Genomic DNA, 18,144 nt, shown 5'->3' on the forward strand with positions numbered 1-18,144 from the left:
CGAGACGGCGACAGCGACGCGATCAAAGCTGGCGGCGGCAGTCCGCGAGAGGAATGCCAGGATATCGTGGCGAGCGTTACCGTGTCCGAATCCGGTTCAATTTGCCTGGCGAGCTGCAACGGTCATCCCTTGCCCGGACGGCTCCGAAAACGGCACCGCATTCCGGATCCTGCTTAAATCCAACACCCCTTTTTTAGGGTGCAGTTATTTACAAAGTCTCGCCAGGCTCATGAGCAATTGAGCTTTTTTTTGGGCCAGGTGTGGATTGTCACATGTGCTTTAGCGCGCCTTGATTTGACCGGCGGCATTGCCCATCTGCGGCTTTCAGAGTAGTCACGGGCGACACAATTCAAAGACCGAGGACCCCATGGATCTGTTCGAAACCATCCGCAAGACGATCGTGCCCGTGCACAAGGAAGGCTATCCTTTCGTTGCCGCCTTCTTCGTTGCATCGCTGGTGCTCGGCTGGATCTGGGATCCGCTTTTCTGGATCGGCCTGATCCTCACCCTCTGGTGCGCCTACTTCTTCCGCGATCCCGAGCGCGTCACACCGCAGGACGACGATCTGGTCATCAGCCCGGCCGACGGCCGCGTTTCGTCGGTACAGATGGTCGTTCCGCCGCAGGAACTCAATCTCGGCACCGAGCCGATGCTGCGCATCACGGTGTTCATGAATGTCTTCAACTGCCATGTGAACCGGGCACCGATGCGCGGCCGGGTGACGACAATCGCCTATAAGGAAGGCCAGTTCCTGAATGCCGAACTGGACAAGGCAAGCACCGACAACGAGCGCAACGGCCTCGTCATCGACACCAAGCATGGTGCCATCGGCGTCGTTCAGATCGCCGGCCTCGTTGCCCGCCGGATCATCTGCTGGACGAACATGAACGAGCCGCTGGATGCCGGTGAACGCTTCGGCCTGATCCGCTTCGGCTCGCGACTCGATGTCTTCCTGCCGGCGGGTGCCGAGCCGCGTGTTTCGCTTGGCCAGACCGCGATTGCTGGCGAGACCGTGATTGCCGAGTTCGGCTCGACCAAGGGCCCGGTCATCAGCCGTCGCAGCTGAGGAGATATTGATGGACGATCAGACCCCCTCGACCGAATTACGCAGCAGCACCCAGACTGATACGGGTGCGCGTGGCCCGAGGCTCCGCGAAATTCCTCTCCGGCTGATCATTCCCAATCTGATCACTGTGCTCGCGATCTGCGCGGGCTTGACCGGGATCCGGCTGGCCTTCGAAAACCGCTATGAATTGGCGGTCGCCATGGTTCTGGCCGCCGCCTTTCTCGACGGCATCGACGGCCGCGTCGCGCGGATGATGAAGGCGACGTCGAAATTCGGCGCGCAGATGGATTCGCTCGCCGACATCATCAATTTCGGCGTGGCGCCTGCTCTCGTTCTCTATGTCTTCGTTCTCGACCAGGCCCGTTCGCTCGGCTGGATCGCCGCTCTGATATACGCCATCGCTGCCGGGCTTCGGCTCGCGCGCTTCAACGTGATGGACGAGCGCGAGACCAAGGCACCCTGGCAGTCGGAGTTCTTTGTCGGCGTGCCGGCACCTGCGGGTGCTGCCCTCGTGCTGCTCCCGGTCTATCTCGGCTTTCTCGGCGTGGCACCGGTCGGCATCTTCGCCTATGCCAGCACTGCCTATACCGTCGTCATCGGCTATCTCCTCGTCAGCCGCCTGCCGGTCTGGTCGGGCAAGTCGGAGACGAGCCACATCCGCCGCGATTTGGTTCTGCCGATGATTCTCGGCGTCGTGCTCTATGTGGCGCTTCTGATGAGCTTCACCTGGGAGGTGCTTGTCGTGAGCGTGCTTCTCTATCTCTGCTCGCTGCCGTTCGGCGCCCGAAACTGGCACCGTCGCTACGGCACGCTGACCATTGGCGAAGAATCAGCGGAAAAGGGGCTTTCGGAGATCGATCGGGGCGTCTGACCGGCATTTTCGTTCAAGCTTGAAGTATTTTTGAGCCCCGCCAAGCCGAAAAGCTTGCGCGGGGCTCTCCATATCTACTCTTTTTCTTCAAATTTGATTTGTGTCACAGCAACGGCCACGCTTTTGTCATGATCTCCGCAGAGAGAGCCGCAAACAAAAAACACCGGTCAGGAAACACTCCAAGGAACATGATGATGACGACTGAGAATCAAGCCGAGCAGCAGAAGCCGGCAAACGAGAATCTCGCCGCGAAGTACCGCCCAGTCGGCCTCAAGGCCGTTCTCGCTGCAGCTCTCATGCTGAAGCCCAAGGTGGCACCGAAGATCGCCTGAAGGCTTTCAGGAAGACCGCAATTCTGTGCATGGGAAGCTCGCTTCCCGTCCCGGAAATTGCCTAGAACAGGCTCATCTGCCCGTCGCCGGACTTGTCCGCGATGGGCTTTTGTTTTTTCGGCTGGAGCGCAACTGGGGTCTGGAGTTCCGGACCCACATTGGCGACCTTGTTGACGAGGTCGGACACCGGGATCGCCTCGAAATAGTCCTCCGCTGCGGGCTGCAGAAGATCTGCCACATCGCGCGGCTCACCATGGCGGCAATCGAGCCAGCGGCTGAAATCCTGCGGCTGGATCACCACAGGCATGCGGTCATGGATCTCGCCGATGGCCCTGTTTGCCCCGACCGTCAGGATACAGCCCGTATCGAGCTCGGAGCCGTCCTTCGACATGTAGGTTTCCATCAGCCCGCCGAAACAGACGATCCCGCCGTTCCTCGGGCGGATCCAGTAGGCCTGCAGCTTTTCGCCGCTCTCCTTTGGCGGCCGGTGCCATTCGTAGAAGCCGGAGGCTGGAACAAGAATACGCCGGTGCCGCATCGCCGCGCGAAAGGATGCCTTCTCGTTTGCCGTTTCGGAACGGGCATTGATCAGCAATGTGAATTCCTTGGGGTCCTTGACCCAGGACGGGATGAGACCCCAGCGCACCAGCACCGCCATGCGATCCGGCCGGTTCGAACCGGGCTCCGCAGGCGGAGACGCCACCGCCACGAGGATCGGCTGCGTCGGCGCGATATTGTAGCGCGGCGGAAAGCCCTCGAGCTCCATCACGCCGAGGATCTCCGCCACTTCTTCCGGGCTCGCAGTCAGGGCAAAACGTCCGCACATGTGACGTAGATGGCAGTCCCACCCGCCAGGGTCAAGGCGTGACGCGATGCTTGCAGGGGGCGGCAAAGCCCGCGATAATCGTGGCATACCGCTTCGTCGCCGCGGTGCGATCTTCCGACCGGAGTTTCCAGTTCATGAGCATGCCTCGCCTCGCCTCTTCCGCCATCGTCGAGCGGGCCGGGCGTTATCTCCTTGTCCGGCGCGGCAATCCGCCGGCGGCGGATCTCTTTGCCTTTCCGGGGGGGCGCGCCGAGCCGGGCGAGATGCCGGAGGAAACGGCACTCAGGGAGCTGTTCGAGGAAACCGGGATCGTCGGGCGTAATCCGCGTCTATTCGAGACGGTCGAGCTTCTGCCGGAGGCCGGCGTCGCGGGCAGCCATTTCCTGCTTTCTGTGTTCCAGGTGGAAGCCGATGCGACGGGCGAAGCGGAAGCTAGAAGCGACGCGCTAGAGGCAGGCTGGTTTCTTCCGGAGGAAGTGCTTGAGCTTCCCATCCCCGAGAGCGTGCGCGACTGCATCCTGCGCCTGTCGTCAGCGACCCCGCGCGAGGGTGCAGCATGAGGAAGATCACGAAGTCCCTCCGCCTCACAGCAGTTCTTCTGGCAATCGCCGGCCCGGTGGCTGCGCAGGGCAGCACTGAGGCTATCGTTCCGCCCGTGGCAGACACCGAGAAGCCGACGCCCTACGATGACCGTCTCGCGCGGCTTTCGGAGATCATCGGAGCCGTTCACTACCTGCGCAATCTCTGCAAGGCGGATGGGGAACCGGAATGGCGTCAGTCGTTGCAGGGCCTGCTGGACGCCGAAACGCGCGCTGAGCCGAAGCGCCGGGCACGGATGACGGCTGCCTACAACCGAGGCTACCGTTCTTTCGCCTCCGTCTATACCTCTTGCACGCCGGCCGCAGTTCGTGCAGAGCAGAATTACCGTATCGAAGGCGCAACACTTGCCACAGAAATTACCGCACGTTTCGGAAATTAACGATTAATTCACCTCTTTTGGTCTGCCCCCGTGTCGTTTTGGCAAAAGGCTGATAGGGTCGTTAAGGACTGAGTAAGTGCTTCGAGGAATGCCCATGGAACCGCGCCGCAACGAAATCGACGAGATGATCGTTCACGAGAAGATGCAGGCTGCGCTGGAATACCAGAACGAGGCCTGGGCAGACGGCATGGCCGACGGAATCGAGCCCGAGATCATCGCCGAGGCGTCCTTTGCGCTGGCGATGCGCGAGACCATCCGCATTCATGGCGAACACGGCGCCGAGGCTGTTCTCGACGCACTCAAGGCCCGGCTGCTTGCCGGCGAATTCTCACCCGAACGCCAGCTTCAGTAAGACAGCAATCGAGGGACACAATGATGATCTCGTCGCGGGTCAGGCTCCTCCGCTTGACGAGCGCGCTGACGCTCATGCTTGCCTCCACGGTGACGGCTTTCCCTGCCTTCGCCCTCTCCGACATCAAAGATATCACGCCGCCTGCCGCCGAATTGTCAGAGCCGCCGTCGAGCGAGGAACCTGATGTCATCGAGGATTCGATCCCGGTAATCCCCGATCCGGATCCCTTGATCCGCTCGCCTGAGCCGGAACAGGTCGAAGATGCCGAGCGCGTCGAGCCCGCCGGTCCGCCGGCCGAAGTCATCTATGACATCGAGAAGGCGCCGGAATCCGTGCGACGGATGCGCGAACTCATCATTGAGGCCGCAAAGACTGGTGACATCTCGAAGCTGAAGCCGCTGATGAACCCTGGTCCGGACCAGACTGTCGTGCCGCTTCAAGCGCCGGACCAGGACCCGATCGAGGCGCTGAAGGCGATCTCCGGCGATAGCGACGGCGTCGAGATCCTGGCGATCCTGCTCGATATTTTCTCCACCGGCTTCGTGCAACTCGACAAGGGCACGGCGGACGAGGCCTATGTCTGGCCCTATTTCGTCGGAAAATCGCTTGGCCTGCTGACGCCGCAGGAGAAGGTCGAACTGCTGCGCATTGTGACGGCCGGTGACGTCGCGGAGATGCAGGAATACGGCAATTACAACTTCTTCCGCGTCGGCATCACACCCGACGGCCGCTGGAAGTTCCTCTCCGTCGGCGACTGACCACGATCCAGATTGTGGGCCAAACTGTGGGCTGTGATCGGAACTGCTTGTCGTCTAGACTGGCAGCGCCTAACTCAGTCGGCATCGAAACAGCCCGGTGGACCCCATGCCCTCAGCCTTCCTGCCCGATCGCGCCTTTGTCCGAATAACGGGGGCGGATGCCGAGCACTTTCTGCAGAATCTCATCACCACCGATCTCGGGACACTTGCGGCCCATGAGTGGCGTTCAGGCGCGCTTCTGACGCCACAGGGCAAGATCTTCTATGATTTCCTGATCTCCCGCAGCGATGACGGTTTCCTGATCGATATCCGCGCCGATCAGTTGGAAGCCTTCGTCAAGCGCATGACGATGTACAAGCTGCGCGCTGCCATGACGATCGAGACGCTGCCGGAAACGGGGGCGACGGTCATCTGGGGCGAGGCCAGCGACGGCGCCGCCGACCATCGATTCGCGCTCGCCGGAACCGAGGTTCGCCGCCAACCGGGCCGGATCGATGGTGCTGGCGACCGGGGCGCTTACGATGCGCTTCGCATTCTCCACGGCGTGCCGGAATCGGGGCAGGACTACGCGCTTCAGGATGCCTTTCCGCACGACATCCTCTTCGACAAGTCGGCTGGTGTCTCCTTCCGCAAGGGATGTTATGTCGGCCAGGAAGTGGTGTCGCGCATGCAGCATCGCTCGACCGCACGGCGGCGCGTGGTAATCGTCTCTGGCGAAGCGCCGCTTCCCGCGTCCGGCTCAGAGATCACCATTGCCGGCAAGACGATCGGCGCGCTCGGCACCGTCGCAGGCGAGCGCGGGCTTGCGATTGTCCGCATCGACAAGGCCGGCGAAGCCATGGCAGCCGGCGAGCCAATTCTTGTCGGTGACGTGCCGGTATCGGTTGCCCTTCCCGGCTGGACGGGACTGACGTTCCCCACATCGGCCGAGGAGGCCTGACATGGGTTCGGCTGCCGCTCTGCCCTCCGCCCGCGCCTGGCAACGCATGCTCTCCGGTCGGCGTCTCGACCTGCTCGACCCCTCGCCGCTCGATGTCGAGATTACCGATATCGCCCATGGGCTTGCCCGCGTCGCCCGCTGGAACGGGCAAACCTCCGGCGATCATGCCTTTTCCGTTGCCCAGCACAGCCTGATCGTCGAGGACATCTTCCGCCGCTCAAATCCAAAAGCCACGGCCGACGATCTGATGGTCGCGCTGCTGCACGACGGGCCTGAATATGTCATCGGCGACATGATCTCGCCGTTCAAGGCCGTCGTCGGTGGCGGCTACAAGGTCGTGGAAAAACGCCTGGAGGCGGCCATCCATTTGCGCTTCGGCCTGCCTGCCCATCCGAAAGCGGCGCTGAAGGACCTGATCAAGAAAGCCGACATGATCTCTGCCTATTTTGAGGCAACCGTGCTCGCCGGCTTCGCCGAGGCCGAAGCCCGCAAGCTGTTCGGCCAGCCCAAGGGCTTCACCCGCGACACGATCCTGATCGAACCGCTGCCCGCCTATCAGGCACAGGCAAAGTTCCTCGAACGCTTCGAGGAGATCGAGGCCGGCAGGCAGTCGACGACCTGGGCCAGCGCATGAGCGTCATCGTCGTTTCACCGCTCGCCCGAATTGCCGAGATGGCTGTGCGTCACAAGGCGCGCGAAATGATCAGCCTGCTCGCTGCCAATCAGGATTTTCACCGGCCGGCGGTGATCCAGGCCGAGCGGCATCTGAAGCTTGCGATGAACGACATCAGCTTTGCCGGGACCGGCGATCTGATCGCGCCGCAGGAAGCACATGTCGCCGAGATCATCAGTTTCGCAAAGGCCTGGGATCAGACACAGCCGCTTGTCGTTCACTGCTGGATGGGCGTGTCGCGGTCCCCGGCAGCGGCGATGATCGCAAGCCTTGCGGTTGCTCCCGACGATGACGACGACGCGCTGGCGAAGCGTTTGCGCGAAGCCTCGCCCTTTGCCACGCCCAACATGCGGCTGGTGGAGATCGGCGACGAGATGCTCGGTCGTGGCGGACGCTTCGCGAAGGCGGTGAAGGCGCTGGGGCGGGGCACCGATGCCGACGGCAACACTCCGTTTGTATTGCCGCTTCCCGCAAGGGGGCCCATCCAGTCATGACGGCACCGGCGGAGATCGAGATCGGGCTCAATGCCGCGATCGTCGCCATCAACGCCCGTACCCCACGCCTGCTCGTGGTCGGAGAGGACGGCAACGCACTTGATGCGCTGCCCTTCGGCCCCTTCGATCCAAACCGGCACCGGACGATGGAAATGTCGCTTCGGCATACCGTCGAAGCACAAACGGCGCTCGAACTGGGCTACATCGAGCAGCTCTATACCTTCGGGGATCGCGGCCGCCACAAGATGCCCGGCGATCAGGGGCCGCATATCGTGTCGGTCGGCTATCTCGCGCTGACGAGGCTCGACACCGACGGCGATGCACGGCTGGAACTGTCCGGAGCCCGGTGGCGTGACTGGTACGGATATCTTCCCTGGGAGGACTGGCGGCAGGGGCGCCCGGCTCTCCTGGACCGTGTCATCCTGCCAGCGCTGACCGCATGGGCAGAAGAGGCGTCGGCCGCCTCGCGCCGCTCACGGCTGCGACTTGCTTTTGGTCTCGATGACTTCCCCTTCGACGAAGAACATGTGCTTGAGCGCTACGAGCTTCTCTACGAGGCGGGTCTGGTCGAAGAAGCCGTGCAGGACGGGCGCGTCGAGCGATGCCGAACAGGTGTCACCCTGGGGCGGCCGATGCGCCATGACCACCGGCGGATCGCCGCGACGGCGCTTGCCCGGTTGCGCAGCAAGATCAAGTATCGGCCTGTCATCTTCGAACTGATGCCGCCGGAGTTCACCCTCACCGAACTGCAGGGCACGGTCGAGGCGATTGCCGGGCACCACGTGCACAAGCAGAATTTTCGGCGTCTGGTCGAAGGCGCCGAACTGGTCGAAGCGACGGGGTCGACACAGGCCGCCACCGGTGGCCGGCCGGCGGCACTCTTCCGCTTCCGTCGCCAGGTGCTCGAAGAGCGTCCGGCTCCAGGCCTGAAGGTCGGAGGCCGGACCAGCGGTTGACCTCGCCTCCCCCTGCCCCATCTAGGCCTTTGACATCAATAGCCCAAGGAGCAGTACGGCATGGAATTGGATACGAACGAAGCGATCCTCGCGACACAGGCAGCACTGGCGCAGGCAAGCCAGCTTGCCGTCCAGTATTCCTTCTCTATCGTCGGAGCGCTTCTTCTCCTGTTCATCGGCTGGTGGCTTGCCGCCCTTCTCAGCCGGTGGACCCATGCCGGTCTCATGCGCGTGCGCGGCATCGACGAGACGCTGGCGCGCTTCTTTGCCAATGTCGTGCGCTACGGCGCCCTCATTCTCGTCTTCGTCACCGTGCTTGGCCAGTTCGGCGTCCAGACCGCCTCGATCATCGCAGCGCTGGGTGCAGCGGGCCTCGCGATCGGTCTTGCGCTGCAGGGCACGCTGCAGAACATTGCCGCCGGCATCATGCTTTTGGTGCTGCGCCCATTTCGCGTCGGCGAATACATCGATACGGGCTCGATATCGGGGACCATCGTCGAGATCGGACTGTTCGCCACGGAGCTGAAGACGCCTGATGGCCTTTACCGGCTCGCTCCCAATTCGACGCTGTGGAATGTGCCGATCACCAATTTCAGCCGTCTTCCAACCCGCCGTTTCGAACTGAAGGTGGGCATCGATTACAATGACGACATCGATCTGGCCGAGAAGATCATGCGTGATCACGCGGAGGCGGATGCACGGGTGTTGAAGGATCCGGCAATCTCCACCCATGTCGACCAGCTGGGCGACAGCGCGGTGGTCATTACGCTGTGGTACTGGACGGCGGCCTCCGACTTCTGGCCGACCTCACGCGAGATGATCAAGAAGGTGAAGAAGTCCTTCGACGAGAACGGGATTTCCATCCCGTTCCCGCAGGTGACCTATCACGGCTCGCCGCAAATGGTCGCCCTACCCGAACGCTTCGTCGACGCTCGGGCGAAGGAAGCCTGAGCGTCACCTGCCGCCACAGGTGCAACCCAGGTTTTGAAATGAGAGGCAGCGGGGGGTCAGCTTTCGCTCTGCTGCCCTGCTGTCTTTTCGATATGCCGGTCGATGATGCGCTGCATTTCGGCGAGCACTTCCAGCACGCTGACAGTGTCGTCCTCGGTCATGCCCGCAGTTGTCTCGGCTTCCGGGTCCGCCTGCACCTGTTCAGAGCCGGACACGGACTTTTGCGTCACAAGCGTTGAACGCACAGGGGAAATATCGTCGCAAGCAGATGTCGTGTCGGAGTGACGTCCGTCACAAGCGATTGCGAGATCATTTTTAGTAAAAGATGCAGGTATCGAAGCATCATGGCGGGCATCCCTGCCCAGGGGTGCGCTGTCCGGCTTCAAAAGTGTCGTCGTCATACTTGCCCCTTACACAGTCGTCGTTCCGTCTGCATTACCCCGATGCGATACAAACTGTATGCATGACAAAGGGCTAGGGGATTCGGTTTTGGCGGTCAAAAACCAGGAATCACGGGTAATAACTAGCGAAGCAAATGCTGATATATCAGCAAGGCCTTGGCACACATGGGTTTTCCAGTGCGCGCGGGATCCCAGTGCATGCTGCGCCGCAAAACAATCCGCAAACTTTGTCGTGAGTTCAGCGGAGCGAGATGTCGAGGCCGATGTCGAGTGTCGGGGCTGCCATGGTGATCTTCGAGGTCGAGATATAGTCGACACCCGTCTCGGCGATCGGGCGAATCGTCTGCAGGTTGACGTTCCCCGAGGCTTCGAGGACCACGCGCCGGACATCCGAGGCGTAGTCGGCCAGGCTCAGGCCATGATGCCCGCGATTGATCGCGACCGCCTCGCGCAGCAGATCCGGCCCCATGTTGTCGAGCAGGATCACATCCGGTCGTGCGCCGAGTGCTTCGCGCATCTGCTCCAGACCATCAACCTCAACTTCGATCTTTACGAGGTGGCCGGCATAGGCGCGCGCGGCATGGACCGCGGAGGCGACGCCACCGGCGACAGCAATGTGGTTGTCCTTGATCAGGATCGCATCGTCGAGCCCGAAGCGGTGGTTCGAACCGCCACCCAGACGCACCGCGTATTTCTCCACAGCCCTTAGCCCCGGCAGTGTCTTGCGGGTGCAGGTCACCCGCGCCTTGGTATGGGTGATCTCGGCTGCAAAGCGTGCCGTGTAGCTGGCCACGCCCGAGAGATGCATGAGGAAGTTCAGCGCGACGCGCTCGGCCGACAGGACCGACCGGGCGTTGCCGGAAACGCGGGCGATCGCTTGCCCCGGCGCTACCGTATCGCCATCGGCCACAAAGGCTTCGAAGCGCAAGGACGGATCGATCAGACGAAAGGCAGCTTCGGCCAGGGGCAGCGCGGCGACGACGCCGTGTTCGCGGCTGTTCAGATCGGCCACCGCCGTCTTCTCCGGCCCGATCGTCGCATAGGTGGTGATATCCCCGGCACGGCCCAGATCTTCGAGGAGTGCGTTGCGGACGAGGTCCTCGATCATCAGGGGCGAAAGCTGAGGGCGAAAGCTCGTGGTCATCGGCGTGGTCTCCTCAGCCGGCCAGTTCGGCGGCAATTCGGTCGGCATCTTTCAGCGTCAGATAGGTACGATGACGCAGCGCTTCCTCAGGATGCGGATGATCAGCGCGCATATGGGCGCCACGGCTTTCCCTGCGCAGATAGGCGCCAACCGCAATCAGCTTGGCGGTCGCCGTGATGTTGGAGAAGCGCACGCGCGGGCGCTTGCGCTCCAGAGCCACCAGTTCACGGATCAGCACCTTCAGCCCCGCCTCGTCTCTGATGACGCCCGCATGGCGGCTCATCAGACCGCGCAGGTCCTTGAGCTCGGGGCTGTCTTCGACAGTGACGAGGTCATCGTTTTCGCCGGCGCTCGTGCCCCATTCGTAAAGGGCCGATTCCGGCAGCATGCCCTTGATCGATTCGGCGATCCGACCGGCAAAGACGACGGCTTCAAGAAGCGAATTGGAGGCGAGACGGTTTGCGCCATGCACGCCGCTCGAGGTCACCTCTCCCGCTGCCCAGAGGCCATCCAGCGAGGTGCGGCCATCGGCATCCACGAGCACGCCGCCCATGTGATAATGCACCGCCGGGACCACCGGAATGGGCTGGCTCACCGGATCGATGCCGGCGGCGATGCAGGAGGCAAAGACGGTCGGAAAGCGTTTGGCAAAATCCTTGCCGATCGCCTTGGTGCAATCGAGGAAGGCGCCGCGGCCGGCCGCCACTTCGGCAAAGACGCCGCGGGCCACGATGTCACGCGGTGCAAGCTCCGCGTCCACATGCAGATCGGTCATGAAACGATGGCCGGCCGCATTTACGAGCACAGCGCCATCACCGCGCAGGGCCTCGGTCGCGAGCGGCGCCGGGTCCTGGCCGATATCGATGGCCGTCGGGTGGAACTGGACAAATTCCGGATCGGCGATCATGGCGCCGGCCTTCGCCGCCATGCCGACGCCCGTGCCGCGCGCTTCGGCCGGGTTGGTGGTCACAGAATAGAGATGACCGACGCCACCGGAGCAGAGCACCACCGCACGCGCAGGAAAGGCGACGCGCGTCTTCGACTGGCCGGCATCAGGCCTTGCGATGACGCCGGAGACGAAACGGCCTTCGGCAATCAGTTCCTCGACCACATAGCCTTCCATGACCCGGATCGACGGCGTGCGGCGGACAGCCGAGATCAGCGCCTCCATGATCGCGCCACCCGCCCTGTCACCGGCCACGCGGACGATCCGACGCTCGGAATGGGCGGCCTCACGCGACAGAAGAAGATGGCCTTCCAGATCGCGGTCGAAGGGCACGCCATAGGCGAGCAGATCATGCACCCGATCCGGCCCCTCCGAGATCATCAGCCGCGCCATCTTCTCCTCGACCAGCCCGGCACCGGCTGAGACCGTATCGGCCAGATGTTTGTCGAAACTGTCGCCGGGGCTCATCGCGGCGGCGATGCCGCCTTGCGCCCAGGCCGAGGACGCGCCCTGCCCGATCGGAGCGGCGGCCAGCACCGTGACCGGCCGTGGTGCCAGCTTCAGCGCGCAGAAGAGGCCTGCCAGGCCGCCACCGACGATGACGATATCGTCGATGCCCTGCCAGGATTGCGGCCGCATGGATTCAAGATTGGTCGCCATTCAGCCCTCCCCGGCCGGCCGGTATTTCAATTCTTCAGATTGATCATCCGCTCGACCGCAAGCCGTGCGCGGCCGGCAATCGCCGGATCAACCGTCACTTCCTCGGTCATGAAGAGCAGGCTGTCGAGGATCTTCGGCAGGGTGATGCGCTTCATGTGCGGACAGAGATTGCAGGGTTTGACGAAGTCGACTTCGGGCACCTCGACCTGAATGTTCGAGGCCATCGAGCATTCGGTAACGAGCAGAACACGAGCCGGCCGCTTCGTCTTGACGTAGTCGATCATACCCTTGGTCGACCCGGCATAGTCCGAGACGGCAAGCACGCTCGGATGGCATTCCGGATGGGCGACGATCTCGATGCGCGGATCGGCCTTTTTGTATTCCAGAAGTTCGTCCGCCGTGAAGCGCTCATGCACCTCGCAATGGCCCTTCCAGGTGAGGATCTTCTTGCTCGTCTGGTTGGCGACATTCATCGCCAGATATTCGTCGGGGATGCAGAGCACGGTGTCGCTGTCGAAGCTGTTGACCACGTCGACGGCATTGGCCGAGGTGCAGCAAATGTCGGTTTCAGCCTTCACGTCGGCGGAGGTGTTGACATAGGTGACGACGGGCACGCCGGGATAACGCTCGCGCAGCAGGCGAACATCGGCACCGGTGATCGATTCTGACAGCGAGCAACCGGCGCGGCCGTCGGGGATCAGCACGGTCTTTTGTGGATTGAGCAGCTTCGAGGTCTCGGCCATGAAATGCACACCGCATTGGACGATGATCTCGGCATCGACGCTGACGGCATCGCGGGCGAGCTGTAGCGAATCGCCCTTGATGTCGGCGACGCAGTGGAAGATCTCCGGCGTCTGATAGTTGTGCGCCAGGATGACGGCGCCACGTTCCTTTTTCAGCCGGTTGATCGCATGGATGTAAGGCGCAAAAATCGGCCACTCGATCGCGGGGATGAAATCGCGGACACGCTCGTAGAGGTGCTCGGTCTCCCTGGCTATGGCCGGCGTATAGGTGAGATCCGGGCGTTCCCAGACGCCAAAACGCTCGGCTGCCGTGCGGGACGTGCGGGTGGTTTGCACCGGGTGCTGCGCTTCCATGGCCATCTCCTCCATTATTTATGCTCAATCTGAGCATAATGAGCACCAAAGAAAACCGGCGATCGCCGGTACTGCGGATGTAGAAAGTTTCGCCCTCGATTGCAAGGGAGGTTTTAACCCCGTCTTCGCGCCTCGCAAGGTCGGCCATGACCGCGGCGTGATGAGAAGCGCTTTCCCTCATCGAGAAAACCGTTAGTTTGGCGGCTCCTTGAGGCAAGGCTCTGCGAGGCCAAATGTTCGAACTGTTGCCGCTGATCCTGATCGGCGTTCTCTTTGTCATCAACCGGGGCGCCGCCAAACGTATCGACCGCCTCGAGAAGGAACTCGGAGAGGTCCGCGAGCGGCTGCTCAAGGTGAGCGGAGCGACAGCAACGCCATCTGCCATTCAGGTGGGCCCGGAAGAGCCGGTTGAGATCGTCCTTCCGGAGACGTCCGCAGAGACCCTGGTTGCGGAGGAGGCAGCACTCGATGGCGCGCCGTATCAAAGCGCACCAGCCTCGTTGCCGGAAGAAAACGCTGCCGCCCTCACCACGGCGGCCAGCAGCAGAGCCACCGCCGCCGCACCCGCAGAGAGCCTGGAAAATCTGCTCGGCACACGTTGGGCCGTCTGGGCCGGAGGACTGGCTCTGGCGCTCGGCGGGGTCTTCCTCGTGCGTTACTCAATCGAAAGCGGACTGCTCGGCCCCGGCGTGCGACTGACGCTTGCTGCCCTGTTCGGCCTCCTCCTGATCGCCGCCGGCGAACTGGTCCGCCGAAAGGCATTGCCGAAGGCCGAAGCGCTCTATGCCAACGCTATGGTACCCGGCATCCTCACGGCAGCGGGTGCGGTCTCGCTGTTCGGCGCGATCTATGCCGCCCATGGCATTTATGAATTCATCGGCCCGACGCTCGCCTTCCTGCTCCTCGGGCTCACCGCCTTCGGTGTGCTCGGCCTTTCGCTGCTCCATGGGCAGGCTCTGGCCGGGCTCGGGCTTGTCGGGTCGATGCTGACGCCGCTTCTGATCTCGACCACGGCGCCGAGCCTTTGGACACTGTTCATCTATCTGACCGTCGCCCAGATCGCGACGGCGCTCGCCTCGCGGATCAAGGGCTGGCTGATCGTGCCGGCGATTGCCCAGGTGCTGCTCGGGCTCTGGGCGCTCGTGGCACTCATTGACTCCGCCGAGATAACGCCGATTGCCTTGTCGCTGATCGCCATGATCGCGGCCTGGATGCTGATCTGGCCGGGTGTGAAGGGTGAAGATCCGGCGGAGCCCGGCACACCTCTGTCGCTCGATGCCCTTGGTGGGCGGATGGCCTGGGGTCCGCTTGCGCTCGACATCACGCTGTCGCTCGCGATCCTAATACCGGCGCTCGTGATGCTGGACAGCGGACCGGCGGTCTCCTTGCCGCTCTTTGCCTTCGCCGCTCTGGTCGCAGCGCTCGCCGCTGCGGGAAGTGCGCGCCATGGCGCCTTCTGGCCAACGGCACTCGCGGCCGTGGGCGCCCTGATCGGCGCCGTGGTAAAGTCCGGCTTGATCGCCCAGGCGCAGGTCCTGCTGCTCGGCTTCGGCTGGGAGGAAACGACCGTGGTCAGCCTCGGCGGACCTGTCATGCTGATCTTCCTGGTGCTTGCCGCCGTCTTCGCCTTTATCGGTCTTGCCCAGAACCGCCGTCGCTTTGCCGATGACCCCTTGTTCGCAACGGTCTGGGCGGTGATCGTGGCGGTCCTGCCGGTGACGCTCGCGACCATCAGCTTCCTGTTTTACGGAACCTATGCGCGGGACTGGGTGCATGGCCTCTTTGCGCTCGGCCTCGGCTCCGTGCTGCTCGCAGCCTGTGAATATCTCTATCGACAAGGCGCCCTGCCCGCTTTCCGGCGCGGGGTCGACATCTTGCTTCTCGGCAGTTTCTTTGCCTTCGTGCTCGCGCTGCATTGCCTGACCGACGGCGTTGTAACCACGATCCTGCTGGCGCTCATCGGCTTTACCTATCTGATGGCGACCCGCAAACGGGAGTGGAGCGGACTGCCCTGGGTGATGGTGGCTGCGCTCGTTGGCGTACTCTTCCGCATCTTCTGGGATCCGACGCTGGTCGGGCCGGATGCGCTGTCGCGGACGCCCGTGTTCAACCCGTTGCTGCCCGGCTACGGCATTCCGGCACTGCTCGCCCTGCTCTCGGCCTATCAGATGCGGAACTGGCCGGGCCTCAGGGTTCGCAACGCGCTTCAGGGCCTGGCCAGCCTTCTTGGCCTGCTGGCGGTCGCAATCCTGGTCCGTCATGCGATGAATGGCGGCGTGCTCGACGCCTCCGCTCCGACGCTCGGTGAACAGTCGATCTACACATTGCTGGTGGTGGGTCTCTCCGGCATCCTGATGACGCTCGATCTCAAATCGCCGAGCTTCGTCTTCCTGTACGGCTCGATGGTCGCCGGCAGCCTTGCCATCGCGCAGACCATCAGCCTGCATCTCGGCGCGCTCAATCCCTACTTTTCTGGCGAGAGCACTGGAAGCTGGCCGCTGATCAACCTGCTGCTGATCGGCTATCTGCTGCCTGGCCTCGCCTATGCGGGTCTCGCCTTCTACGCCCGCGACAAGCGCCCCCTTCCCTATGTCATCCTGTTGGCGCTTTCCGGCGCCCTGCTCGGTTTCGCCTGGGTGACACTGTCAGTGCGACGCTTCTGGCAGGGCGAGTTCATCGCCTACTGGAAGGGGTTCGAACAGGCGGAAACCTACAGCTATTCGGTGGCCTGGCTGGCAATCGGCGTCGGGCTGCTCGCGCTCGGCTCGCGCTTCGATGCGAGAAGCCTTCGCATCGCCTCTGCCGTCATCGTCATCCTGACGGTTGCCAAGGTCTTCCTGATCGACATGGCGAATCTCGAAGGCGTGCTTCGCGCGCTTTCGTTCATCGGTCTCGGCTTCGTTCTGATCGGCATCGGGCTCTTCTATCAGAGGATCCTGAGCGGCAAGTCCGGCCGATCACCAGCCGTGGACGAGGACGAGGCGCCGACGGGGATCTGATCAAGGGCGGTTGAACAGTTTGGCCTTGCGGGGCTAGATGCGGCCAGCCGAAACGGGGAACCAACGTTTGACCGCCCTTCTCACCGCCTCTGACTTCGCCCCCCACGATGCGCTCGCCGCCGTTCTCCTCGATCACGCAACCGAGGGGGATGATGGCTCGCACGACCTTGCCCATATCCACCGCGTCTTCAGGAACGCGCTGAAGATCCAGGCCGGCGAAGGTGGAGATGCCGAGATCCTCGCCGCCGCCGTTCTGCTACATGACTGCGTCGCGGTCGAGAAGAGCTCGCCACTCCGGTCGCAGGCTTCGCGGCTGGCCGCAGATAAGGCAAGTGGCATTCTTGCCGCGCTTGGCTGGCCGAAGGAGAGGATCGAGGCCGTGGCGCATGCGATCCTCACCCATAGCTTTTCCGCCAACATCAAGCCGGAGACACTGGAAGCGAAGATGCTGCAGGATGCCGACCGGCTGGATGCGATCGGCATGGTCGGCGTAGCGCGCTGTTTCTACATCGCCGGGCGGATGGGTTCCGGCCTCTACCACCCCGGCGATCCCAGCGCCGAGAACCGCCCGCTCGACGACCGCTCCTATGCGATCGACCACTTTCCGGCCAAGCTCCTGAAGCTCTCCAACGGCTTCCAGACGGCGACCGGCCGAAAGCTGGCTGAGGAGCGGCACGAGCGGCTCAATCTGTTCCTGACCCTCTTCCGCGACGAAATCTGAAGGACGCTAATCCATGCAAGTGACCGGGCTCTCCATCTATCCCTTCAAGAGCGGGCGCGGCATTGCGCTTCCCCAGGCGCGCATCGATGCCATGGGCCTCTCCGGCGACCGGCGCATGATGCTGGTCGATCCTGATGGCCAGTTCATCACCCAGCGGGAAATGCCCGACCTTGCTCGCCTCACGACGCTCCCGGCCGCCGCCTATCTGACGCTTCGATTGAATGACGGGCGTGAAATGATGGTCGCGCCGCCGCAGCCGGACAATCGCATGGATGTCACCATCTGGCGCTCGACCGTCAGCGCGGCGATGGCGCATGACAGCGTTAATGCCAAGCTTTCCGACTGGTTCGGCCGGCCGGTGAAACTCGCCTTCATCGACGAGGAAAGCCGCCGCGAGGCGAGCGTGGAATGGGCCGGAGAAGCCTCGCCGATGGGCTTTGCCGACGGCTATCAGATCCTCGTGACGACATCAGGCTCCTTGCGCGCGCTGAACGAGGACATGGAGCGGCACGGCGAAGGTTCTGTTGGCATGGATCGGTTCCGCCCGAACATCGTCGTCGACTGCGACGAGCCCTGGGCGGAAGATGCCTGGACCGGCCTCGAGATCGGCGGCGTCCGCTTCGATTTCGTCAAACCTTGCCCGCGCTGCATCATGACCACTCAGGACCAGCAGACCGGATCGCGCGAGGGCGCCAACCCGATGCCGGCCATGGGCCGGATCCGCATGTCTGCCGACCGCCGCGTGCCGGGGGTGCTTTTCGGGTGGAATGCGGTACCGCGGGGAGAGGGTCTGGTGCGGGTCGGTGATGCGGTGTCTGTGCTCGGCACTCGCGAGGCTTGGGCGATCAAGCAGCGGTGAGATTACGGGGTCAGCAGAGCTTGCGGCGCCCATCTCCCCCTTGGTGGGGGAGAAAGCGATTTCGATGAGTTAGTCGTGGCGGAAGCCACGGCTAAACATCTGAAATCGCAAGCGAGGGG

At 62.9% G+C, this 18,144-nt stretch carries 20 protein-coding genes; 15 read left to right on the forward strand and 5 right to left on the reverse strand.

Annotation, left to right across the window (positions count from 1 at the left end):
• Positions 1-313 precede the first annotated feature (313 nt).
• The 3 genes from SJY08_RS10780 to SJY08_RS10790 all read left to right on the forward strand — a co-directional run bounded on the left by SJY08_RS10780 (position 314) and on the right by SJY08_RS10790 (position 2,269).
• Positions 314-1,066: a phosphatidylserine decarboxylase gene (locus tag SJY08_RS10780; RefSeq protein WP_280949607.1), complete on the forward strand. Its 753-nt coding sequence runs from the start codon at positions 314-316 to the stop codon at positions 1,064-1,066.
• Between the two features lie 10 nt (positions 1,067-1,076).
• On the forward strand, positions 1,077-1,937 hold the full coding sequence (gene pssA, locus SJY08_RS10785; RefSeq protein WP_054150477.1) for a CDP-diacylglycerol--serine O-phosphatidyltransferase: 861 nt from the start codon (positions 1,077-1,079) through the stop codon (positions 1,935-1,937).
• A 194-nt stretch (positions 1,938-2,131) separates the two neighbouring features.
• Complete coding sequence (locus SJY08_RS10790) at positions 2,132-2,269, forward strand: hypothetical protein (protein WP_171901533.1); 138 nt, start codon at positions 2,132-2,134, stop codon at positions 2,267-2,269.
• A gap of 61 nt (positions 2,270-2,330) precedes the next feature.
• Here the strand turns inward: SJY08_RS10790 and SJY08_RS10795 are convergent, their stop codons facing one another.
• The gene (locus SJY08_RS10795) at positions 2,331-3,095 is read right to left on the reverse strand and encodes an SOS response-associated peptidase (RefSeq protein ID WP_153761889.1); all 765 of its coding nucleotides are present in this window, start codon (positions 3,093-3,095) and stop codon (positions 2,331-2,333) included.
• A 134-nt stretch (positions 3,096-3,229) separates the two neighbouring features.
• On the opposite strand from SJY08_RS10795, the gene SJY08_RS10800 reads away from it, so the two are divergent.
• The 9 genes from SJY08_RS10800 (at position 3,230) to SJY08_RS10840 (ending at position 9,198) form a co-directional block, all read left to right on the forward strand.
• Positions 3,230-3,655 carry an NUDIX hydrolase gene (locus SJY08_RS10800; protein WP_054150475.1) on the forward strand — a complete coding sequence of 142 codons (426 nt, stop codon included), beginning with the start codon at positions 3,230-3,232 and terminating at the stop codon, positions 3,653-3,655.
• Positions 3,652-4,074, forward strand: coding sequence for a TIGR02301 family protein (locus SJY08_RS10805; protein WP_377275550.1), 423 nt, complete (start codon positions 3,652-3,654; stop codon positions 4,072-4,074). The genes SJY08_RS10800 and SJY08_RS10805 overlap by 4 nt, the downstream gene beginning before the upstream one ends.
• Positions 4,075-4,168: 94 nt before the next feature.
• Positions 4,169-4,426 (forward strand): hypothetical protein, encoded by a 258-nt coding sequence (locus SJY08_RS10810; protein WP_054150473.1) that lies wholly within the window; start codon positions 4,169-4,171, stop codon positions 4,424-4,426.
• A gap of 20 nt (positions 4,427-4,446) precedes the next feature.
• Positions 4,447-5,184: a hypothetical protein gene (locus SJY08_RS10815; RefSeq protein WP_377275551.1), complete on the forward strand. Its 738-nt coding sequence runs from the start codon at positions 4,447-4,449 to the stop codon at positions 5,182-5,184.
• Between the two features lie 106 nt (positions 5,185-5,290).
• On the forward strand, positions 5,291-6,124 hold the full coding sequence (locus tag SJY08_RS10820; protein ID WP_377275552.1) for a YgfZ/GcvT domain-containing protein: 834 nt from the start codon (positions 5,291-5,293) through the stop codon (positions 6,122-6,124).
• Between the two features lies 1 nt (position 6,125).
• Positions 6,126-6,758 (forward strand): HD family hydrolase, encoded by a 633-nt coding sequence (locus SJY08_RS10825; protein WP_069041743.1) that lies wholly within the window; start codon positions 6,126-6,128, stop codon positions 6,756-6,758.
• Positions 6,755-7,291, forward strand: a complete 537-nt coding sequence (locus SJY08_RS10830) for a tyrosine phosphatase family protein (RefSeq protein WP_300890026.1) — start codon at positions 6,755-6,757, stop codon at positions 7,289-7,291. Before SJY08_RS10825 ends, SJY08_RS10830 begins: the two co-directional genes overlap by 4 nt.
• On the forward strand, positions 7,288-8,247 hold the full coding sequence (locus tag SJY08_RS10835; RefSeq protein WP_054150468.1) for an NAD regulator: 960 nt from the start codon (positions 7,288-7,290) through the stop codon (positions 8,245-8,247). Before SJY08_RS10830 ends, SJY08_RS10835 begins: the two co-directional genes overlap by 4 nt.
• Before the next feature lie 60 nt (positions 8,248-8,307).
• Positions 8,308-9,198 (forward strand): mechanosensitive ion channel family protein, encoded by an 891-nt coding sequence (locus SJY08_RS10840; protein ID WP_377275553.1) that lies wholly within the window; start codon positions 8,308-8,310, stop codon positions 9,196-9,198.
• A gap of 56 nt (positions 9,199-9,254) precedes the next feature.
• Here the strand turns inward: SJY08_RS10840 and SJY08_RS10845 are convergent, their stop codons facing one another.
• The 4 genes from SJY08_RS10845 to nadA all read right to left on the reverse strand — a co-directional run bounded on the left by SJY08_RS10845 (position 9,255) and on the right by nadA (position 13,446).
• Positions 9,255-9,413: a hypothetical protein gene (locus SJY08_RS10845; protein WP_377275554.1), complete on the reverse strand. Its 159-nt coding sequence runs from the start codon at positions 9,411-9,413 to the stop codon at positions 9,255-9,257.
• A gap of 424 nt (positions 9,414-9,837) precedes the next feature.
• Positions 9,838-10,743 carry a carboxylating nicotinate-nucleotide diphosphorylase gene (nadC, locus tag SJY08_RS10850; protein WP_377275555.1) on the reverse strand — a complete coding sequence of 302 codons (906 nt, stop codon included), beginning with the start codon at positions 10,741-10,743 and terminating at the stop codon, positions 9,838-9,840.
• Positions 10,744-10,756: 13 nt separating this feature from the next.
• Complete coding sequence (locus SJY08_RS10855; RefSeq protein WP_377275556.1) at positions 10,757-12,349, reverse strand: L-aspartate oxidase; 1,593 nt, start codon at positions 12,347-12,349, stop codon at positions 10,757-10,759.
• A gap of 26 nt (positions 12,350-12,375) precedes the next feature.
• A complete protein-coding gene (gene nadA, locus SJY08_RS10860; protein ID WP_377275557.1) occupies positions 12,376-13,446 on the reverse strand; it encodes a quinolinate synthase NadA in 1,071 nt (356 codons plus the stop codon).
• A 233-nt stretch (positions 13,447-13,679) separates the two neighbouring features.
• Here nadA and SJY08_RS10865 point away from each other — a divergent pair, with 233 nt between their 5' ends.
• The 3 genes from SJY08_RS10865 to SJY08_RS10875 are packed head-to-tail and all read left to right on the forward strand — an operon-like array spanning position 13,680 to position 18,025.
• A complete protein-coding gene (locus tag SJY08_RS10865) occupies positions 13,680-16,445 on the forward strand; it encodes a DUF2339 domain-containing protein (RefSeq protein WP_377275558.1) in 2,766 nt (921 codons plus the stop codon).
• A 37-nt stretch (positions 16,446-16,482) separates the two neighbouring features.
• On the forward strand, positions 16,483-17,166 hold the full coding sequence (locus SJY08_RS10870) for an HD domain-containing protein (protein WP_377275559.1): 684 nt from the start codon (positions 16,483-16,485) through the stop codon (positions 17,164-17,166).
• A 13-nt stretch (positions 17,167-17,179) separates the two neighbouring features.
• Positions 17,180-18,025, forward strand: coding sequence for an MOSC domain-containing protein (locus SJY08_RS10875; RefSeq protein ID WP_377275560.1), 846 nt, complete (start codon positions 17,180-17,182; stop codon positions 18,023-18,025).
• The last annotated feature ends 119 nt before the right edge of the window (positions 18,026-18,144 follow it).

The organism is Rhizobium sp. R86522, from assembly GCF_042466255.1.
In the GTDB taxonomy this organism is placed as follows: Bacteria; Pseudomonadota; Alphaproteobacteria; order Rhizobiales; family Rhizobiaceae; genus Allorhizobium.